At 44.1% G+C, this 18,265-nt stretch carries 15 protein-coding genes and 1 riboswitch; of the genes, 11 read left to right on the top strand and 4 right to left on the bottom strand.

The window, feature by feature from the left end:
• Window positions 1-37 precede the first annotated feature (37 nt).
• A riboswitch (cobalamin riboswitch) is annotated at window positions 38-257 on the bottom strand.
• Window positions 258-402: 145 nt separating this feature from the next.
• From IHE35_RS11760 to IHE35_RS11750, 3 genes are all read left to right on the top strand, one after another.
• The gene (locus IHE35_RS11760; RefSeq protein ID WP_242787693.1) at window positions 403-1,044 is read left to right on the top strand and encodes a phosphoribosylanthranilate isomerase; all 642 of its coding nucleotides are present in this window, start codon (window positions 403-405) and stop codon (window positions 1,042-1,044) included.
• Complete coding sequence (gene trpB, locus IHE35_RS11755) at window positions 1,028-2,257, top strand: tryptophan synthase subunit beta (RefSeq protein ID WP_242787691.1); 1,230 nt, start codon at window positions 1,028-1,030, stop codon at window positions 2,255-2,257. The genes IHE35_RS11760 and trpB overlap by 17 nt, the downstream gene beginning before the upstream one ends.
• 602 nt (window positions 2,258-2,859) lie before the next feature.
• Window positions 2,860-3,852 (top strand): DUF2804 domain-containing protein, encoded by a 993-nt coding sequence (locus IHE35_RS11750; RefSeq protein WP_242787689.1) that lies wholly within the window; start codon window positions 2,860-2,862, stop codon window positions 3,850-3,852.
• Window positions 3,853-3,907: 55 nt separating this feature from the next.
• Here the strand turns inward: IHE35_RS11750 and IHE35_RS11745 are convergent, their stop codons facing one another.
• Window positions 3,908-4,786, bottom strand: coding sequence for a metal-dependent hydrolase (locus IHE35_RS11745; RefSeq protein ID WP_242787687.1), 879 nt, complete (start codon window positions 4,784-4,786; stop codon window positions 3,908-3,910).
• Window positions 4,787-4,929: 143 nt separating this feature from the next.
• Between IHE35_RS11745 and IHE35_RS11740 the strand changes: the two genes are divergently transcribed.
• Window positions 4,930-5,970, top strand: coding sequence for an AraC family transcriptional regulator (locus IHE35_RS11740; protein ID WP_242787685.1), 1,041 nt, complete (start codon window positions 4,930-4,932; stop codon window positions 5,968-5,970).
• Between the two features lie 47 nt (window positions 5,971-6,017).
• Here IHE35_RS11740 and IHE35_RS11735 read toward each other — a convergent pair whose 3' ends face one another.
• Window positions 6,018-7,352 carry a Na+/H+ antiporter NhaC family protein gene (locus tag IHE35_RS11735; RefSeq protein ID WP_242787683.1) on the bottom strand — a complete coding sequence of 445 codons (1,335 nt, stop codon included), beginning with the start codon at window positions 7,350-7,352 and terminating at the stop codon, window positions 6,018-6,020.
• Between the two features lie 367 nt (window positions 7,353-7,719).
• On the opposite strand from IHE35_RS11735, the gene trpA reads away from it, so the two are divergent.
• Genes trpA through IHE35_RS11715 form a run of 4 tightly spaced genes read left to right on the top strand, consistent with a single transcriptional unit; the run spans window position 7,720 to window position 11,745 of the window.
• Window positions 7,720-8,523, top strand: coding sequence for a tryptophan synthase subunit alpha (gene trpA, locus IHE35_RS11730; protein ID WP_242787681.1), 804 nt, complete (start codon window positions 7,720-7,722; stop codon window positions 8,521-8,523).
• A complete protein-coding gene (gene accD, locus IHE35_RS11725) occupies window positions 8,520-9,416 on the top strand; it encodes an acetyl-CoA carboxylase, carboxyltransferase subunit beta (protein WP_242787678.1) in 897 nt (298 codons plus the stop codon). Before trpA ends, accD begins: the two co-directional genes overlap by 4 nt.
• Window positions 9,413-10,699 (top strand): bifunctional tetrahydrofolate synthase/dihydrofolate synthase, encoded by a 1,287-nt coding sequence (gene folC, locus IHE35_RS11720; RefSeq protein WP_242787676.1) that lies wholly within the window; start codon window positions 9,413-9,415, stop codon window positions 10,697-10,699. Before accD ends, folC begins: the two co-directional genes overlap by 4 nt.
• The gene (locus IHE35_RS11715) at window positions 10,696-11,745 is read left to right on the top strand and encodes an SPOR domain-containing protein (RefSeq protein ID WP_242787674.1); all 1,050 of its coding nucleotides are present in this window, start codon (window positions 10,696-10,698) and stop codon (window positions 11,743-11,745) included. The genes folC and IHE35_RS11715 overlap by 4 nt, the downstream gene beginning before the upstream one ends.
• A gap of 19 nt (window positions 11,746-11,764) precedes the next feature.
• On the opposite strand, the gene IHE35_RS11710 is transcribed toward IHE35_RS11715, so the two are convergent.
• On the bottom strand, window positions 11,765-12,343 hold the full coding sequence (locus IHE35_RS11710; RefSeq protein WP_242787672.1) for a dual specificity protein phosphatase family protein: 579 nt from the start codon (window positions 12,341-12,343) through the stop codon (window positions 11,765-11,767).
• Window positions 12,344-12,695: 352 nt separating this feature from the next.
• Window positions 12,696-13,337: a peroxiredoxin gene (locus IHE35_RS11705; protein ID WP_242787670.1), complete on the bottom strand. Its 642-nt coding sequence runs from the start codon at window positions 13,335-13,337 to the stop codon at window positions 12,696-12,698.
• A 322-nt stretch (window positions 13,338-13,659) separates the two neighbouring features.
• Here IHE35_RS11705 and secA point away from each other — a divergent pair, with 322 nt between their 5' ends.
• From secA to argJ, 3 genes are all read left to right on the top strand, one after another.
• Window positions 13,660-16,386, top strand: coding sequence for a preprotein translocase subunit SecA (gene secA, locus IHE35_RS11700; RefSeq protein WP_242787668.1), 2,727 nt, complete (start codon window positions 13,660-13,662; stop codon window positions 16,384-16,386).
• A gap of 135 nt (window positions 16,387-16,521) precedes the next feature.
• The gene (locus tag IHE35_RS11695) at window positions 16,522-16,875 is read left to right on the top strand and encodes a hypothetical protein (RefSeq protein WP_242787666.1); all 354 of its coding nucleotides are present in this window, start codon (window positions 16,522-16,524) and stop codon (window positions 16,873-16,875) included.
• A 154-nt stretch (window positions 16,876-17,029) separates the two neighbouring features.
• Window positions 17,030-18,250, top strand: coding sequence for a bifunctional glutamate N-acetyltransferase/amino-acid acetyltransferase ArgJ (gene argJ / locus IHE35_RS11690; protein WP_242787664.1), 1,221 nt, complete (start codon window positions 17,030-17,032; stop codon window positions 18,248-18,250).
• The last annotated feature ends 15 nt before the right edge of the window (window positions 18,251-18,265 follow it).

Here is an 18,265-nt window from a genome sequence, read left to right as displayed (position 1 = left end):
GATATGTGCTCCATACATTCACTCCCCGTGAATGATTGAGTTAAAGAACACAACAAGCAGGTATCCGGACTTAAATGTGCAGGGCCGTTGCCATGCTGCCAATCCACCTTCCCACATCTCTATATCATTATATGCAGTGGTGTAAACCTGAGGTTTAAACTGATTGACGTTTCATTTTTTACCGTTGCGGGGGCAGTGCTGGATTTACACCAGCTTCCCTAAAGCAGAAAGCTTTGACTTGTTGCAAGTTGAGCGCAGTATAAGTCGAGCATGTCATTTAAACAATCTGAATAAATAAATATCAGATCGAACTTTACGCAAGCTATAAAAATTGTTTTACAATGATTTGTTCAATTTCATAGATCGGCTATGACCTTGGGAAAATTTTCGAGCCAAATCAATATGCGAACCCGTGCCAAAATTTGTGGAATTACCCGAATTGAAGATGTACATGCCGTAGTCAATGCCGGCTGTGATGCGATTGGATTTGTATTTTATCCGCCGAGTCCGCGCAGTGTGACTTTAGAGCAGGCTGCAACACTGATTCAGACCGTTCCCGCCTATGTGCAGGCTGTGGGATTATTCGTAAATAGTAGTGCCGATGAAATCCAGACCATTTTAAAAACGGTACCGCTGGATATCCTGCAATTTCATGGTGATGAAACACCACAACAGTGCCTGGCAATTGCCAAACAGGTCGGACGGCGTTGGTATAAAGCTATTCAGGTCAAACCTGGTCTAGAGATCGTGGCTGAAATTCAAAAATATCAGGATGCAGGCGCAAGTGCAGTGCTGTTAGACGCATGGCATCCGGACTTAAAAGGTGGAACAGGGCATAGCTTCGACTGGACTACTTTCCCTAAACTTAATATTCCTTTGATCTTGGCAGGTGGTTTAAACCCTGACAATGTCGAACAGGCAATTCTCACCACACATGCGTATGCTGTGGACGTGAGCGGCGGTGTCGAGTCCGCAAAAGGTATTAAAGACCAACAACTCATCGAACGCTTTATGCAAGGAGTCCTTCGTGGATCAGCAAAATAATGTGATTGACTATACCCAATACCCGGATGAACGCGGGCATTTCGGTATTCATGGCGGGCGTTTTGTGTCAGAAACTTTAATGGCAGCTCTAGAAGATCTAGAGAAGCTGTATTTCCGTATGAAAAATGACGAACAGTTTTTGGCAGAATTCGACCGTGACCTCGCTTTTTATGTAGGTCGTCCTAGTCCGCTTTATCATGCTGAACGATGGTCGAAGGAGTTGGGTGGTGCGCAGATTTACTTAAAACGTGAAGACTTAAACCATACTGGCTCCCATAAAGTAAACAACACCATTGGTCAGGCGCTGCTTGCGAAACTGTCAGGTAAAAAGCGTATTATTGCCGAAACCGGTGCAGGTCAGCATGGTGTGGCAACAGCAACGATTGCTGCACGTTTGGGCCTTGAATGCGTGGTGTTCATGGGTGCTGAAGACGTAAAACGTCAAGCGATGAACGTGTATCGTATGCGTTTGCTTGGAGCAACGGTTGTACCCGTAGAAAGTGGCTCTAAGACTTTAAAAGATGCCATGAATGAAGCAATGCGTGACTGGGTCACCAACGTAGATTCAACCTATTACGTGATTGGTACAGTGGCAGGTCCACATCCGTATCCACAATTGGTACGTGATTTCCAATCGATTATTGGTCGTGAAGCACGTCGTCAGATTCAGGAACAGGCTGGTCGCCTTCCGGATGCACTTGTGGCATGTGTGGGTGGTGGTTCAAATGCGATGGGCTTGTTCTACCCATTCCTGAATGATCAAGACGTGAAAATGTACGGCGTGGAAGCAGCAGGTTATGGCATTGAGTCAGGCAAGCACTCTGCACCTTTGAATGCTGGTCATGTTGGTGTGCTTCACGGGAACCGTACTTACCTGATGTCAGATGAGCAAGGTCAGATCATTGAAACTCACTCAATTTCTGCGGGTCTAGATTATCCGGGTGTGGGTCCTGAGCACAGTTTCTTAAAAGATATGAACCGTGTTGAATATGTACCAATCAATGACCAGGAAGCACTACAAGGCTTTCGTGATTTGACCAAAATTGAAGGCATTATCCCTGCGTTAGAGAGCTCTCACGCGATGGCATACGTGACTAAACTTGCACCTACTATGGATAAAGATCAAATCATTATTGCGACAGTTTCAGGTCGTGGTGATAAGGACTTGATGACTGTGGCACGTATTGATGGTGTGGAAATGGTTGAGATGTAACTTTCTTGAAACCCTCTCCTTATAGGAGAGGGTTTGGGTGAGGTTGTATTTAATAAAAATCCTCTTTCTTTGCAAAAGGAGGAGGTAGGAATGGATTGAGAGTTACAGCCTTCTTTTTAATACTTACGTATGAGCGATCGGTTAGGCAACATGGATGTTGCCGTAAGGCTGAGGTATAAGGATATACCTTCAGCCTTACAAAATGGTTTTGTTACTTTTGCCGAAACAAAAGTAAGGATTTACTAAAGAATCAATATGCAAACTTATAATGAAAATGGGTGTGCGAGAAACATGCTTCAAAAACTTTTCTTCAAGTAGATATTATTTTGGAAAAGCCCAAAGTAACCAAAGGCTTTTTTATTGAGCAGACATTACATCCTTGTAATACTGCTCAACGGACGACATCCATGTCGCAAAAAACGTTTCCTATACAGATAGCTAAAATTTTGGATCCTCATAAAAAGAATAAGATTCAAATGAAATCAAAAGCTTGTTTATAACTTGGCGATAAACGGTAGAAAAAGTTCCTTATCAAGACTAAGGAATTAGCATAATATTGAACCCGGCTGTATAAACTCTCCGACTTACATGGAATGCCTTACATGGATTTAATTCAGGCAAATGGACAACCCCGTTACGGACGTTTCAAAGAAATTCCCAAAAGTATCGATTACAATGCTTACCAGTACAAAACTCCTTATGGCCAGGTTGTTGCCGGCTGGCGTAAGCATCTCAAATATAAAAAATTCAAATTCTGTAGCATTCAGCATGAACACTACAGCATTGGCGTAGCGATCGCCGATATTGCCTGGGCAGGGCATGGTTTTTTCTATATCTATGATCATCAGACCAATGAAGTGCGCGAATGGAATGCGATCAATTTTCTGTCACGGCATACTGTTTTAGATGAACAGCCACTGTTCAATCATAGCTATTTTCATAAATCTCCGTACCAGATTGAAATTCAGCATGCCAATGGTGTGCGTTATATCACCGTGACCAAACATGGGGATATTAAGCTTAGTGCCCGGATTTTCTGTGCTGGAACAGATCCACTGAGTATGTGTAGTCCAACCGGTATTAATGGCTGGACGTATACCCAAAAGTTGACGACTTTGGGTTGTGAAGGTCATTTTGTCACAAGACAAGGACAGACCATCCAGTTTAATGAACGTACCTTTGCTTCACTGGATGATACCTGTGGTTTTCTGCGTCCTGAAACGGCATGGTTCTGGTTATCCTGTAATTTTTGGGATAGTAAGCAGAACCGGATCGGAATTAATCTTGCATCAGGCGTGAATGAAAGCTTTGGTAATGAAAACTGTCTATGGGTCAACGGTAAGATTTATGCCTTGACCGACGTGCTGTTTCAGCAGGAATCAGAAAACCAGTGGAGTATACGCTCATTGGATGAGAAGCTAAATTTGCGTGTAACTACGGGCTGGCGCCGTTATGAAAACCTGAATTTACGTCTGGTGGGTAGCCAGTTTAGCCAATGGCAGGCAAGAGTATCCGGTACTATTCAGCAGGACGATCAGGAATATATATTGCTAGATGAATATGCCTTGCTTGAGCAGCATTACGCCAAGTGGTAAACATCATGAAAAAAAGCCTTCATCTGAAGGCTTTTTCTTTTCTTAGTTTCAATTTTTAGTCTTTCGCTGCCTGCCAAAACGCTTCTCCCGCCTGAATTGGATCACCGGTTTCAGCCAAAGTTTTTAGCCAGACATCATATTGGGCAATCACCGGATGCTGACTGGGGTGAAAATCCTTTTTAAACCAGTCTCGATACTGTCTGCCCATACGGGTCAGCTTACCTTTTTTACCGAAGAACCATGGCAGGCCACGAATATTCATTTGCAGGCGTTGGCGTGGGTTAAAGCCGTCATGTTTGAGCATGACATTGGCACGGTAAATGGTAAAACCAAACATCAGAATGGTTGTAGTAACCAAGGTAGCACGACGGGTAAATTCTGGCGTTTTCGCAACACCTTTCATCACATCAAAAGCCACATCACGGTGTTCCATTTCCTCAATGGCATGCCAGGCAAACAGGGCACGTACATAAGGATGTGCTTCTCTTAAGGTGTCTTTATAGGCATAGAAGGTTTCGGCCATTAGAGCGGTCAGATGCTCGGCGGCGGCAGTGACTGCAATATTGAACTGAGCTGAACGGTGTTTCAGGTCATAGCCCATCATTTTATTTAGGCGGGTAATGAACTGATCCACGGGCATATTTTGCTTGCGCATCATGTCATTCATTTTATCGTGTGCGATGCCGTGTTGTGCTTCCTGACGAATAAAATCTGCTACCCGTTTTTGCAGCTCTGGATCGGTAATTTTATCGCGAAACAGGCGTACGCTTTGAATGAAGTAGCGTTCACCATCCGGGAAAGTCAGGCTCAAGGCATCAAACATACGAGTCAGGAAAGGATCACCGCCAAACCAGAAGCGAGGAATTTCATCAAGTTTAAAGTCAAGATTGGTGCGAACCACCGGCTGTACAGTTGTTTTTAATGGTGCATTCATCTTTTGTCATTCTTGTTGATGTCGATGCTGACAGTATGTCGACCATTACACAAATTGTTTTGACAGTTATTGCCAATTTTTATACATTTTACGCCAAATGAAAATAAAACTTGTCAAATTGCTGCACTCATAGAGAATTACACATGCAGGACATAAGAATATCAAATGGTTATATTCAGCTGTGGGCTACGCATCTGCGCAGCCTGAATATAGAACCTCTGCAGGCTGGTTTTCTTGAAGATCTAAATACACCACTGCGCCATTTAATTGATCAGCCTTTTGATACTGAAGTTCCTCTTGAGTTATTAAATACGGTGATTGAAAGAACCCAAACGCATTTGCATTGTCCACAATTAATTTTTGAAATTGTGCAATCCATTCGTCCGGAGCATTTTGGGGTATTGGGTTATATGGCCTCGAAAAGCAGCAGTATCTCTGAGATGATCGGTTATATCATGCGTTTTCAGCGCCTAGTGGTGGATGGCAGTGAATTTGTCCCTCTGCAAATAAAACAGCATGAACAAAGTATTGAACTCTACTGGGCTTTTCTGCATGAGAAATACCAGTTACTGAATGAACTCACCATTGCGGCGATGGTACAGCTGGGCCGTTATATTTTGCAGGATCATCCGCTAGTACTGCGTTGTGTTCGATTTGCGCATGCACCCTTGATGGCACAACGGCATTATCAGAAATTCTTTGGCGTGGACGTGCATTTTTCTCAGGCCTATTATGGTTTTGAGCTGGACTTACAAGATTTACAATTCAGGTCAGAACAGGCTGATCCGATGCTGTTACAACTGCTCGTCCGCCAAGCTGAAGAAGCCATTGCTACCAGGTCTTCAAATGAATCAATATTACAGCAGGCACGAAAAATTATTGCTGATCAGCTACGTACTGAATATCAGGCAATCAAAATTGAACAACTGGCACAGCAGCTATGGATGTCATCACGCAGCTTACAGCGTTATTTAAGCGAGCAGGGCAGCTCCTTTAAAAAGTTGCTGGAACAGGAGCGAATGAAACGCTGTGAGACGTTATTACAGCAGGGACTTAGCCTGACTGAAATTGCCCAGCAACTGGATTATTCCGATCAATCCGCATTGGCACGTGCCTATAAAGCAGCAACAGGGCAAACACTTTTACAGGCACGAAAACTCTTCAAAACAAAGGAAGAAAAATAGCAATAAAAAAGCGACCCATAAGGATCGCTGATTTTTACTTTTACTGCTTAAGCATTTGCTTTGAGTCGGGGAAACCTAAACGCAATTGCCAGTACTGCAAAGATCGCCAGAATCCAGCAATAATAAACACCACCAATCAATTCTACCGGAGACAGTTTGGCAATCGAACAGGCCAGCAATAGCTGTGCGCCATAAGGAATCAGGCCTTGAACTACACAAGAGAAAATATCCATCAAGGCAGCAGATCGTTTTGGATCAACGCCATATTCTTTTGCCACTTCACGTGCCATATCACCAGACAAGATGATCGCCACGGTATTATTGGCCACAAACAGATTCGAGAAAATTACAAGAAAACTGATACCAATTTCACCGGCACGTTGACGGCCAACTTTAAATAAACGGGTTAGCGCATAGATCCGTTCGATCAGCCAGCGCAGGCCACCTTCACGTTGCATAATGGCGGACAAACCACCGAGGAACATCGACAGCAAAGCGACTTCGAACATTCCCACAAAACCATCATAGATTGAAGTATTCAATTTGAGCAGGTCAAACTCTGATGTCGCGAACAGACCAAATAAGCCCGATAGCAATACGCCAATTGCCAAGACCGCAAGTACATGCAGACGACTAAAGGCCAAGACAAAAACCGCAATATAAGGCAGCACTAACAGCCAGTTAAACTCCTTATATTCCACGCCGCTTGTTGTGCTGGTATGAAAGAAATAAATCGCAATAGTGACAATTGATGCCGGCACCGCAATCCAGACATTGACCCGGAACTTGTCCCGTAGCTGGACTTTCTGGCTGCTGGTCGCCGCAATCGTAGTATCCGAGATCATCGACAGGTTATCACCAAACATCGCACCACCGACAACAGCACCAATGGCATGAATCACGGTAATATCTGTGGCTTGAGTAAAGCCAAAGGCAATCGGTGCACAGGCAGCAATTGTTCCCATTGAGGTACCCATTGCAGTTGCAATGAATGCTGAAATAATAAATAGCATCGGCAAGACAAATTCTGGTGGAATCACTGACAGGCCCATTTGCACGGTGGCATCGACACTGCCAATAGCACCGCTGACACTGGCAAATGCCCCCGCCAGCATAAACACCATGAACATCAGAATCAGGTTAGGATGGCTGGCACCCTTAAGAAATTCTTCAATGCCCTGGTTGAGTTTGCCGCGATATACTAATGCAGCCAAGATAATCGCAGGCAGGGCAGCAACAGGCGCTTTCACCTGATAGAACGCGAACTCGGTTCCGATCATGGTGTGATAAATCCCGCTGCCTAAAAAGATTGTTAAAAATACAATAAGCGGCAACAGTGCAATGGCCCGTGCCTGCACTGTAGCTTCTGAATCAGTCTGCATAGGAGATAGAAAAGTAAAAAAGTGCGCGTAGTATAAAGCAGGTTTTGCAATTTCAGAAAACTTTAAATATATGCGCTAACACCTGTGTTTTTATTCAGTTTTTGGTGATAAAAATAAGTTTATCTAAACATTCAATATTTTACAGAATAGCGAAATTAGTCATCTTTGATCATTGAGAAAAAAATCAAAATATTCGTAAATACTGTCTTTCGGGTTGTTCTGAAATCTTCGCGCAGGAAATGAAATACAATACCGCTTCGCTGTGTACTGTTCAATGAACAAAAAATAGCGTTACAATGCGGTGTCTTGTATTTCTACAATAGTCAACGCTTCAAGTTTGAAAACACGTTAAGGAACGCACAACCCTATGTCACGTTTAGCCACACGATTTGGACAACTTAAATCTCAACAGCGTAAAGCTTTAGTTTCTTATGTTATGGCTGGTGACCCGCATCCTGAGGTGACTGTACCTCTGCTCCATCAAATGGTAGATGCCGGTGTCGATGTGATTGAACTGGGTCTTCCATTTTCGGATCCGATGGCGGATGGTCCCGTGATTGCACTTGCTGCTGAACGCGCACTTGCAGGCGGAACCAATACCCTGAATGCTCTGGAAATGGTGAAAGAGTTTCGTCAGAAAGATAACGAAACTCCAGTGGTTCTGATGGGTTATTTAAACCCTGTTGAAGTGATTGGCTATGAAAAGTTCGTGGCTTATGCTCATGAATGTGGAGTCGATGGTGTACTTCTGGTGGATCTGCCACCTGAAGAAGCAGATGATTTGAAAATCGTATTGCAAAAATATGACATGGATCAAATTTTCCTGCTGGCACCGACTTCAACCGATGCCCGTATTCAGCACGTGGTAAAACAGGCCAGCGGCTTTATTTACTATGTTTCACTGAAAGGGGTGACTGGTGCAGCAACTTTAGACGTGTCTGAAGCTGCAGCCCGCATTCAGAAAATTAAGACCGAGACAGATGTTCCTGTTGGCGTTGGTTTTGGTATCAGTGATGCTGCATCTGCGAAAGCGATGGGTGTTGCTGCCGATGCAGTGATTGTAGGAAGTGCGTTCGTGAAGCAGTTTGCAACGCTCGCGCCAGAACAAGCCGTTGTCGAAACGATGAATAAAGTCAAGGAGCTTCGAGCAGCGCTCGATGAGTTAGTATGAGTCAACCAGTCAAATCAGGCAAAATTCTGAGCCCATCGACCCCATGGACGGAGCGTACAGTTCCAGGTATTGATGTTCCTGATGAGCAAACCGCACTCAAGGCGACGTTTACTGAGCCAACGATTGAGTGCCCAGAATGTCATGCTTTGGTGACACGTACCGCGATGTCATTTAATGCCTATGTTTGTCCACAATGTGATGAACATCTGAGAATGAAGGCACGTGATCGTCTGAACTGGTTCTTTGACCAGGTACAGACAGAAATGGGTCAGGAATTTAAGGCGAAAGATCCACTAAAATTTGTCGACAGCAAAGCCTATCCAGACCGTATGTCAGAAGCACAGAAAAAAACTGGCGAAACTGAAGCCTTAGTTGTGATGCAAGGGCAGCTGAAAGGCGTAACAATGATAGCCTGTGCCTTTGAATTCGATTTCATGGGTGGTTCAATGGGTACAGTGGTCGGTGACCGTTTTGTGCAAGCTGCGGAACGTGCAATTGAACAGCAACAGCCATTGATCTGTTTTGCTGCTTCAGGTGGAGCACGTATGCAGGAAGGCATGTTGTCTTTGATGCAGATGGCTCGTACATCAGCTGCAATCCAGCGTCTGAAAGAAGCAGGTCTGCCATACGTAGTTGTGCTTACCCACCCGGTTTATGGTGGTGTAACTGCATCTCTGGCTATGTTAGGTGATGTGCATATTGCTGAACCGAAAGCAATGATCGGTTTTGCGGGTAAACGTGTCATCGAACAAACAGTACGTGAAAAGCTGGAAGAACCGTTCCAACGTGCAGAATATTTGCTTGATCATGGCGTGATCGACCAGATTGTTCACCGTCATGCATTACGTGATACAGTCTATCGTATTGTCACGAAATTGATGAATTTGCCTTGAACACAGCAGCACCTTTAGCAACAGATTCTTTAGATACATGGCTCGATTATTGGAGCCATGTTCACGTTACGGGTATTGATTTAGGTCTGGAGCGCGTCATTCCAGTCGCTGAAAAGCTGGGCGTTACACAGCCTGAAGCCAAAGTGCTGACCGTTGCTGGAACCAATGGTAAAGGTTCGACCACGACCACCTTGGCCGCCATTCTAAATGCGCAAGGTTTGAAAGTTGGCTTATATCAATCCCCGCATGTGTATCGCTTTAATGAACGTGTCAAACTGCGCGGTATTGAAGTTGAAGATCAGTTGCTGATAGCTGCTTTTGTTGAAGTCGATCAGGCTCGCCGCGAATGTGGTTTGAGCCTGTCTTTCTTTGAAGCAACCACACTCGCTGCCTTTGTTATTTTTAAAAATGAAGCGTGTGATGTCTGGGTGCTGGAAGTGGGTTTGGGCGGTCGTCTGGACGTAGTCAATGTCGTCAATCCAGATGTTGCAGTGATTAGCAATATTGGTCTGGACCATACCGATTGGCTCGGCGATACCATTGAAAAAATTGCCTTTGAAAAAGCCGGTATTATCCGTCCAAATATTCCGGTGGTTTTTGGCGGACAACAGGACATTCCTCAAGCGATTTTAGACAAGGCGGCTGAATGTATAGCGCCGTTATATGCCATCAATCGTGATTATTTTTATGAAGCCTTTGAAGATGGTCAATCTTGGGGCTTTGCATCTTCTGGAACAACCTTGAAACTTCCGACAGGTTCACTGGCACTGGATAATATCTCGACAGCTGTTGCCGCAATTCTGGTGAGTGGTCTGGAAGTCAGTCAGGAAGCCATTGCACAAGGAATCCAAACGGCAAAATTGCCAGGTCGTTTTGAGATTCGTGAAATTGCAAATAAAACGGTGATATTTGATGCCGGGCATAATCCGCATGGGGTCGAATTTCTGTTAAGACAGTTGGGTCACTATTTAAAACATCATTCACAGATTTCTGAAGTGGTCTGTGTCTTTTCGATGTTAGGCGATAAAGATATAAATTCTGTGGTTGGGTTATTGAAAGACAGTATCCGATTATGGAAAATTGCACCGTTAAATGTTCCACGTGCAGCAGAGCTGTCGGTATTGACTGATGCTTTAGCTGGGCAAGCGGTGGAAACCTATAACAATGTTAAATTAGCTTTTCAATCAGCGCTGGATGAAACGAATAATAATCAGCTGATCTTGGTGTGTGGTTCATTTCATACGTTAGAAGCGGTATGGGAGTATTTGGAAGAATGTCAATGAATAACAAACAACGCTGGATGGGAGGCGTTGTTTTATTAGGTGGTGGTGTTTTATTGGCAGCATTACTCCTGAAAGGCAAAGCAGAAATTGATCATCATAGTGTGAATGTGCCGGAACAGCCGGCTCAGGTAGAAAGCCGCGATATCGGTGGCCCGGGTTCACTGACGGTGGATGTTGAAACTGAAAAACGTCTTCTGGAACAGCAGCGCCGTGACCGTGAAAAGGCCGTGGCTGAGCAGGAAGCACGTGCAGCAGAATTCCTGGCGATGCAACAGCAGGCTGAAGCGGATGCAGCACGTAAAGCGGCTGAAGAATATGCTGCACTCAATGCACATCGTATGGGCCAGCAAAGCTCAGACAATATTCCGCCAGAACTGGTAGAAGATGAACAGGCCAAACAGAAGCGTTTAGCCGAGGACAAAGCGGCTGCGCAAAAAAAGCTTGAGCAGCAGAACTTAACCCAGCAGCAAAATTCTTCTGACGCTGTGAAGAAAGAAGCTGAGCGTAAAGCTGCAGAGGAAAAGCGCAAAGCAGAAGAACGTAAAGCGGCTGAGAAGAAAGAAGCTGAACGCAAGGCTGCTGAAGAAAAACGTCAGGCCGAAGTAAAGCGTAAAGCCGAACAGCAGAAAGCAGAAGAACAGCGTAAAGCTGCTGCAAAGAAAGAGGCTGAACAAAAAGCTGCCGAAGAGAAACGTAAGGCAGAGGAAAAACGTAAAGCTGAGGAAAAACGTAAAGCTGAAGAAGCCAAGAAAAAGGCTGAAGCTGAAAAAGCACGTAAATTGCTGGAAGGCGAAGATGACAAGCAATGGATGGTTCAGGTGGCACTGGCTGCCAATGAAGCCAATGCTGATGCGATTGCGGCAAAACTTCGTGCTAAAGGCTATAAGGTGACCAAGAGCCCAACCTCAAAAGGGGTGCGAATTATGGTTGGTCCATCGAAAGACCGTGAAACTGCGGATGCACTACGTAAGAAAATCGCTTCTGATGCCAGTCTGAACATGAAATCAGCCTGGGTTAACGATTGGGTGCCTTTAGATAAACGTTAATCTAACTCTGCTTTAAACTTTAAAATGGATCCGTGAGTTGTTCTCGGATCCATTTTACATTTTCAGGAGTGAATAATTTGTCAATATTGCGCCAGATACTGTGAAAGCCATAACCGCCATGTTTCATTTCTTTTACCGCATCTTCAATACTCCAGTTCTGAAAAATAATCCGGTACATGGCTACGCTGGCACCAGTACGATCAGAACCGTGATAGCAGTGTAATAAAACCTTTTCATTGTTTTGCCGTGCCTGCTGAATTAACTGCATCACTTTCAGTAAATCTTCACGTTGCATCGCCCAAGTATGAATAGGTACATGTCTTAGCTTGAGATTTTCATTGTCGAGTATTGCTGAATCTTTGTCGCGTGAACGCAGATTAATCACTACATCAATATCATACTGTTTCAACAACGGTTTCAGTTCATGGCTTGGCTGTTCACTTCGGTAGACTTCATTATTGATCTGATAAAAATTATGCTGTGTATGTAGTTCCTGTCCCCAATGTGCAGGACGCTGGTGCTCTGGAAAGGCGGGTGTAGTCATACAGCCAGGTAAGGCAAAGATAGAAACGATAAGAAACGAATAATAATTTTTCATGGCGATCTGTATTGTAGTTTTAATCACTATCTTAAACAGAATAGAACTTTTCACAAGAAAAAGCCTGTCTGAAGACAGGCTTTAGAAGAAGTTCGAGAACCCGGCTCGTCAATGGGTTTCGACCAAAACATGGAAATGAATGTTTAGGATTTTGACCATCTTCATTTCCATGGTGGAGAGTAACTTACAGCATTTAAAATATTCATACTTCGGTGAATCAATAAGTACTAGGTGTTTCACTTATCCAAAACTACGCGCTCCGCTTGTCTTGCGAATAATTAAAGCAGCGCTTTAATTATTATTACTCGAAGCATAGCTTCTCGTCTTGCGCAAGGACAGAGCAACGCTCTGCTTATCCTTGCTCAGGCTGGGGCGTTAAACGCAGATAAGGAGTCACTGCCTTATAACCTTTAGGGAAGCGTTGTTTGATTTCTTCCTCATCTTTCAGGGAAGGCACAATCACTACGTCTTCACCTTGTTGCCAGTTGGCAGGCGTTGCCACTTTATGGTGATCAGTCAACTGAAGTGAATCAACCACACGTAGAATTTCGTGGAAGTTACGACCAGTCGATGCAGGGTAAGTAATGATCAGGCGAACTTTTTTATTTGGGTCAATGATAACCAAAGAGCGTACAGTTAAAGTTTCACTCGCATTTGGGTGAATGAAATCATATAAGGTGGACACCTTGCGATCCTGATCTGCAAGAATTGGGAAATTCACGCTGGTATTTTGAGTTTCATTAATATCTTTGATCCAGCCATGATGCGAATCCACATCATCTACGGATAATGCAATCGCTTTTACACTACGCTTTTCAAATTCATCTTTAAGCTTTGCAGTAAAGCCAAGTTCAGTGGTACATACCGGCGTATAATCTGCTGGATGCGAGAACAGGATACCCCAGCTATCCCCTAGAAAGTCATAGAAATTAATGAGACCTTCGCTTGATTGTTGTTCAAAGTTTGGTGCGGTATCGCCTAAACGTAAAGCCATGATGTGTGCCTCTAAATTCTGTTATTGATTTGGATAAATCTAATATGAACCAGTTTTTTTATAATTAAAAATAGTGTTTTTAGCTTTTCTTATGAATAAAAGTGCATAAAGATGAAATCCATCTATCTGCTTTTGAATTAAACAGCCATGCATTTTACTATATTGCATGTTCAAAATTTGCTACATTAGCTTGCCTTAGATCTCCGGGCTGGAAGCTGGAATAAGGTTTTTTTATTAAAACCCTTGTAGTTCAAATTTCTAGCACCATAATAAACGACTAAGAACATATTCATTTGACAAGCAAGATTTAGAGAGTCTATTCATGTTGGCAAGTCTGATCGGAGGAATCTTCGGTACCAAAAATGAGCGCGAACTCAAACGCATGCGTAAAATCGTAGACAAGATTAATGCGCTCGAGCCGACGATATCTGCCCTAAGCGATGCAGACTTATCTGCAAAAACTGAAGAATTCAAACAACGATATAATAACGGCGAAAGTCTAGATAAATTACTTCCTGAAGCGTTTGCAGTCTGCCGTGAAGCAGGTAAACGTATCATGGGAATGCGTCATTACGACGTACAGCTGATTGGTGGTATCACCCTGCATGAAGGCAAAATTGCCGAGATGCGTACGGGTGAAGGTAAAACCCTGATGGGTACCTTGGCCTGTTATCTGAATGCCTTGAGTGGTCAGGGTGTGCATGTCATTACTGTGAATGACTACCTGGCACAGCGTGATGCCGAGTTAAACCGTCCATTATTCGAATTTTTGGGTTTGAGCATTGGTATTATTTACTCTATGCAAAACCCGGCAGAAAAAGCTGAAGCCTATAAAGCCGATATCACTTACGGTACCAATAACGAATTCGGTTTTGACTATCTGCGTGACAACATGGTGTTCTCGCTGGCAGAGAAAAAGCAGCGTGGTCTGACTTATGCCATTATCGATGAGGTCGACTCGATCCTGATCGATGAAGCACGTACACCATTGATCATCTCTGGTCAAAGTGAAGACTCTTCTCAGCTTTATTCTGCAATCAATAGCATTCCACCAAAATTACATCCACAAAAAGAAGAGAAAGTGCCGGATGGCGGTCATTTCTGGATTGATGAAAAACAGCGTTCTGTAGAAATTACTGAAGTTGGTTTTGAATTCGTGGAGAATGAACTGATTGCAATGGGCTTGCTGGCTGAGGGTGAGAGCCTGTATTCGGCTTCTAACCTGAATCTGGTGCATCATGTGACTGCGGCAATTCGTGCACACTACCTGTACCAACGCAACGTGCATTACATCATCCATGAAGGTGAAGTGATCATTGTCGATGAGAACACAGGTCGTACCATGCCGGGTCGTCGTTGGTCTGAAGGTCTGCATCAAGCGGTAGAAGCCAAAGAAGGTCTGGAAATCCAGCCTGAAAACCAGACCCTTGCAACGACAACTTTCCAGAACTATTTCCGTCTTTACAAAAAATTGTCTGGTATGACCGGTACAGCGGATACTGAAGCTGCGGAAATGAAAGAAATTTACGGTCTGGATGTGGTACTTATTCCAACCCACCGTCCAATGATTCGTAATGACCAGAATGACTTGATTTACCTGAATCGTGAAGGTAAATACAACGCGATTATTCAGGAAATTCAACGTGTCCACGAAGCAGGTGTCGCACCGATTCTCATTGGTACGGCAACGATTGAAGCGTCTGAAATTCTTTCTGAAAAATTGCGAGAGGCGGGTATTCAGCATGAAGTTCTAAATGCGAAGCAGCACGAACGTGAAGCAGATATTATTGCTCAAGCGGGTGCACCACGTGCAGTAACGATTGCGACCAACATGGCAGGTCGTGGTACCGATATTTTGCTGGGCGGTAACTGGAAAGCCAAACTCGCCAAAATTGAGAATCCAACACCTGAAGATGAAGCGCAACTGAAAGCTGAATGGGAAGAAAACCATGAAGCGGTATTGGCATCAGGTGGCTTGCACATTATTGGTTCTGAGCGTCATGAATCACGTCGTATTGATAACCAGCTCCGTGGTCGTGCCGGTCGTCAAGGTGACCCAGGTGTATCGCGTTTCTATCTGTCTCTTGAAGATGACTTGATGCGTATCTTCGCAGGCGACCGTATCATTGCCATGATGCGTGCCATGGGTCTGCAAGAAGATGAAGCGATTGAGCACAAGATGGTATCGCGCTCAATTGAAAATGCGCAGCGTAAAGTTGAAGCACGTAACTTTGATATTCGTAAAAACCTGTTGAAATACGATGACGTAAATAACGAACAACGTAAGATTATCTATTCTCAACGTGATGACATTCTGGCAGAAAATTCTCTGCAAGATTACATCGAAGAAATGATCCGCGATGTCATGAAGGGCATGATTGCTAACTATGTTCCACCAGAATCTATTCATGACCAGTGGGATATTGAAGGTTTAGAACAGGCACTGAAGGAAGACTTGAACTTCGAATTACCAGTCGGTCAATGGTTGGAACAGGACCGCCGTCTGGATGAAGAAGGTTTGGTTGAACGTATTACGGATGAAGTGATCAATCGCTACCGCGAACGTCGTGAACAGATGGGTGCTGAATCGGCAGCAACTTTGGAACGTCACTTCCTGTTAAATTCTCTGGACCGTCACTGGAAAGAGCATCTGGCGGCAATGGATTATCTTCGCCAAGGTATTCATTTACGTGGTTATGCACAGAAAAATCCGGAACAGGAATACAAAAAAGAAGCGTATAACCTGTTCGTGAATATGCTGGGTGTAATCAAGTCTGATGTGGTGATGGATCTATCCCGTATCCATGTGCCAACGGCAGAAGAACTGGCTGAGATGGAAGCACAGCAACAGGCTCAGGCTGAAGCAATGCGTATCCAGTTATCCCATCAGGAATTCGATAGCCTGCTGGAAGATGGGGAAGAAGATCATACCCTTCAAAATGCTAATACCACTTCAGTTGCACCAGTATTTGAACCACCTGCAAGCCGTAATGCACCATGTCCATGTGGTTCAGGCCTGAAATACAAACAGTGTCACGGTAAAATTTAAGTGATATAAAAAAATCAGAGCCTCAGAGCTCTGATTTTTTATGTGAAAAAGTTTTTCAAAAGCACATTTGGAATTGCAGTTCACAACATTAAGTGTTATTTAGTTGCTCATTGGACATCAAATTGCGGACAGACAATGAAAAAAGTATTAAAACCGTTGATGATTGCTGCATTGGCAATCCCTACATTGAGTTTTGCAGCTTCAGAAACCACAACTGTAGATAAAGTAAAACAAGCTATTGGCCCAACAACTGCACCTGCTCAGGTAGATGCAAATGGTCAGGTGACTGTAGAAAGTCCTCGTACAGGTATCCGTTATACCTTTGCCAATCCGAATCGTCCGATTGTATTGCAAACTGCTGCAATTACTGCGGCCAATGCAGCCAATGCAGACCGTATTGTGGCATCTAATCCGGCCTTATCTGCAACCAGTCAGCAACAAGCGAAAAAAGCACTGCTTGATCAAGCAACCCAGCTGGTAAAAAACTAAGTTTTGCTGAGCTGAATAAAACCAGTCGCTATGACTGGTTTTTTATTGTGAAAAACCATAAGAAAAGAGAGTGTCTGTCAGGCTTTGGCTCGATTTTTTGTTTCAGATCAACTAAGCTGTATTTTTCTAAAACTTCAATATTGGACATTTTAAAATGGCAGTTGGTGACGTATCTATGCCACAGATGCATGTGGTGAAAGGGGTGAAAATTGGTTCGGCAGAAGCGTATGTGCGCTATCAGAACCGACGTGACCTGGTGATATTTGAACTGGCTGAAGGCTCCAATGTTGCGGGCGTATTTACCCAGAATGCTTTCTGTGCAGCACCTGTTCATGTGTCTAAGGCACATTTAGCCGTAGGTAATCCACGTTATTTAGTCATCAATACCGGGAATGCCAATGCGGGTACGGGGCCTACAGGCATGGCAAATGCTGAAGCGACTTGTGCCAAACTGGCAGAACTCGCAGGGGTAAATGCTGCTGAAATTCTGCCATTTTCAACTGGTGTTATTGGTGAGCAACTACCAATGGAGCGCCTATTAAGCGGTTTACAGCCAGCACTAGACTCATTGCGTGATGATGCATGGGGAGATGCAGCGACTGGGATCATGACTACAGATACCACACCCAAAGGTGCTTCTGAACAGTTCGAAATGGATGGCATCACTTATACCATGACTGGTATTTCTAAAGGTGCAGGTATGATCCGTCCGAACATGGCGACCATGTTGGGTTATGTAGCGACTGATGCACCGATTAGCCGTGAACTGGTTCAACAACTGCTTTCTACCACAGTCAACGTGTCATTCAACCGTATTACGATTGATGGTGACACCTCAACCAATGACTCTTGTATCTTTATTGCAACGGGTCAAGCGGGTGGTACTGAAATTAGCACTAGCGAAGATCCACGTTATGCAGTATTACTTGAAGTATTGACACGTATCATGAAACGTTTGGCTCAATTGATCGTACGTGATGGTGAAGGCGCGACCAAGTTCATCACTGTGGCAGTTGAAGGTGGGGCTAATACACAAGAATGTTGTGATATTGCATATAGTATTGCGCATTCTCCGCTGGTGAAAACAGCAATCTTTGCTTCTGATCCAAACTGGGGGCGTATCCTGGCTGCGATTGGTTATGCAGGTGTGCCAAACTTAGACGTTGCAAAAATTCAGGTTTGGTTAGATGATGTACAAATCTGTAAAGATGGTGGTGCAGCAGCAGACTATACTGAAGAAGCTGGTGCACGAGTAATGGCTCAGGCAGAGATGACCATTCGTGTTGACCTTGGACGAGGGACAGCGAAAGATACGGTTTATACTTGTGACCTGTCTTATGACTATGTCCGAATTAATGCGGACTATCGCTCATAATGCTGATTTAATTCA

Origin of the sequence: Acinetobacter sp. ASP199, assembly GCF_022700675.1 — a bacterium.
Classification (GTDB): Bacteria; Pseudomonadota; Gammaproteobacteria; order Pseudomonadales; family Moraxellaceae; genus Acinetobacter.
Note: the sequence above shows the minus strand (reverse complement) of the source record. Positions and strands in the feature narration are given on the sequence as shown.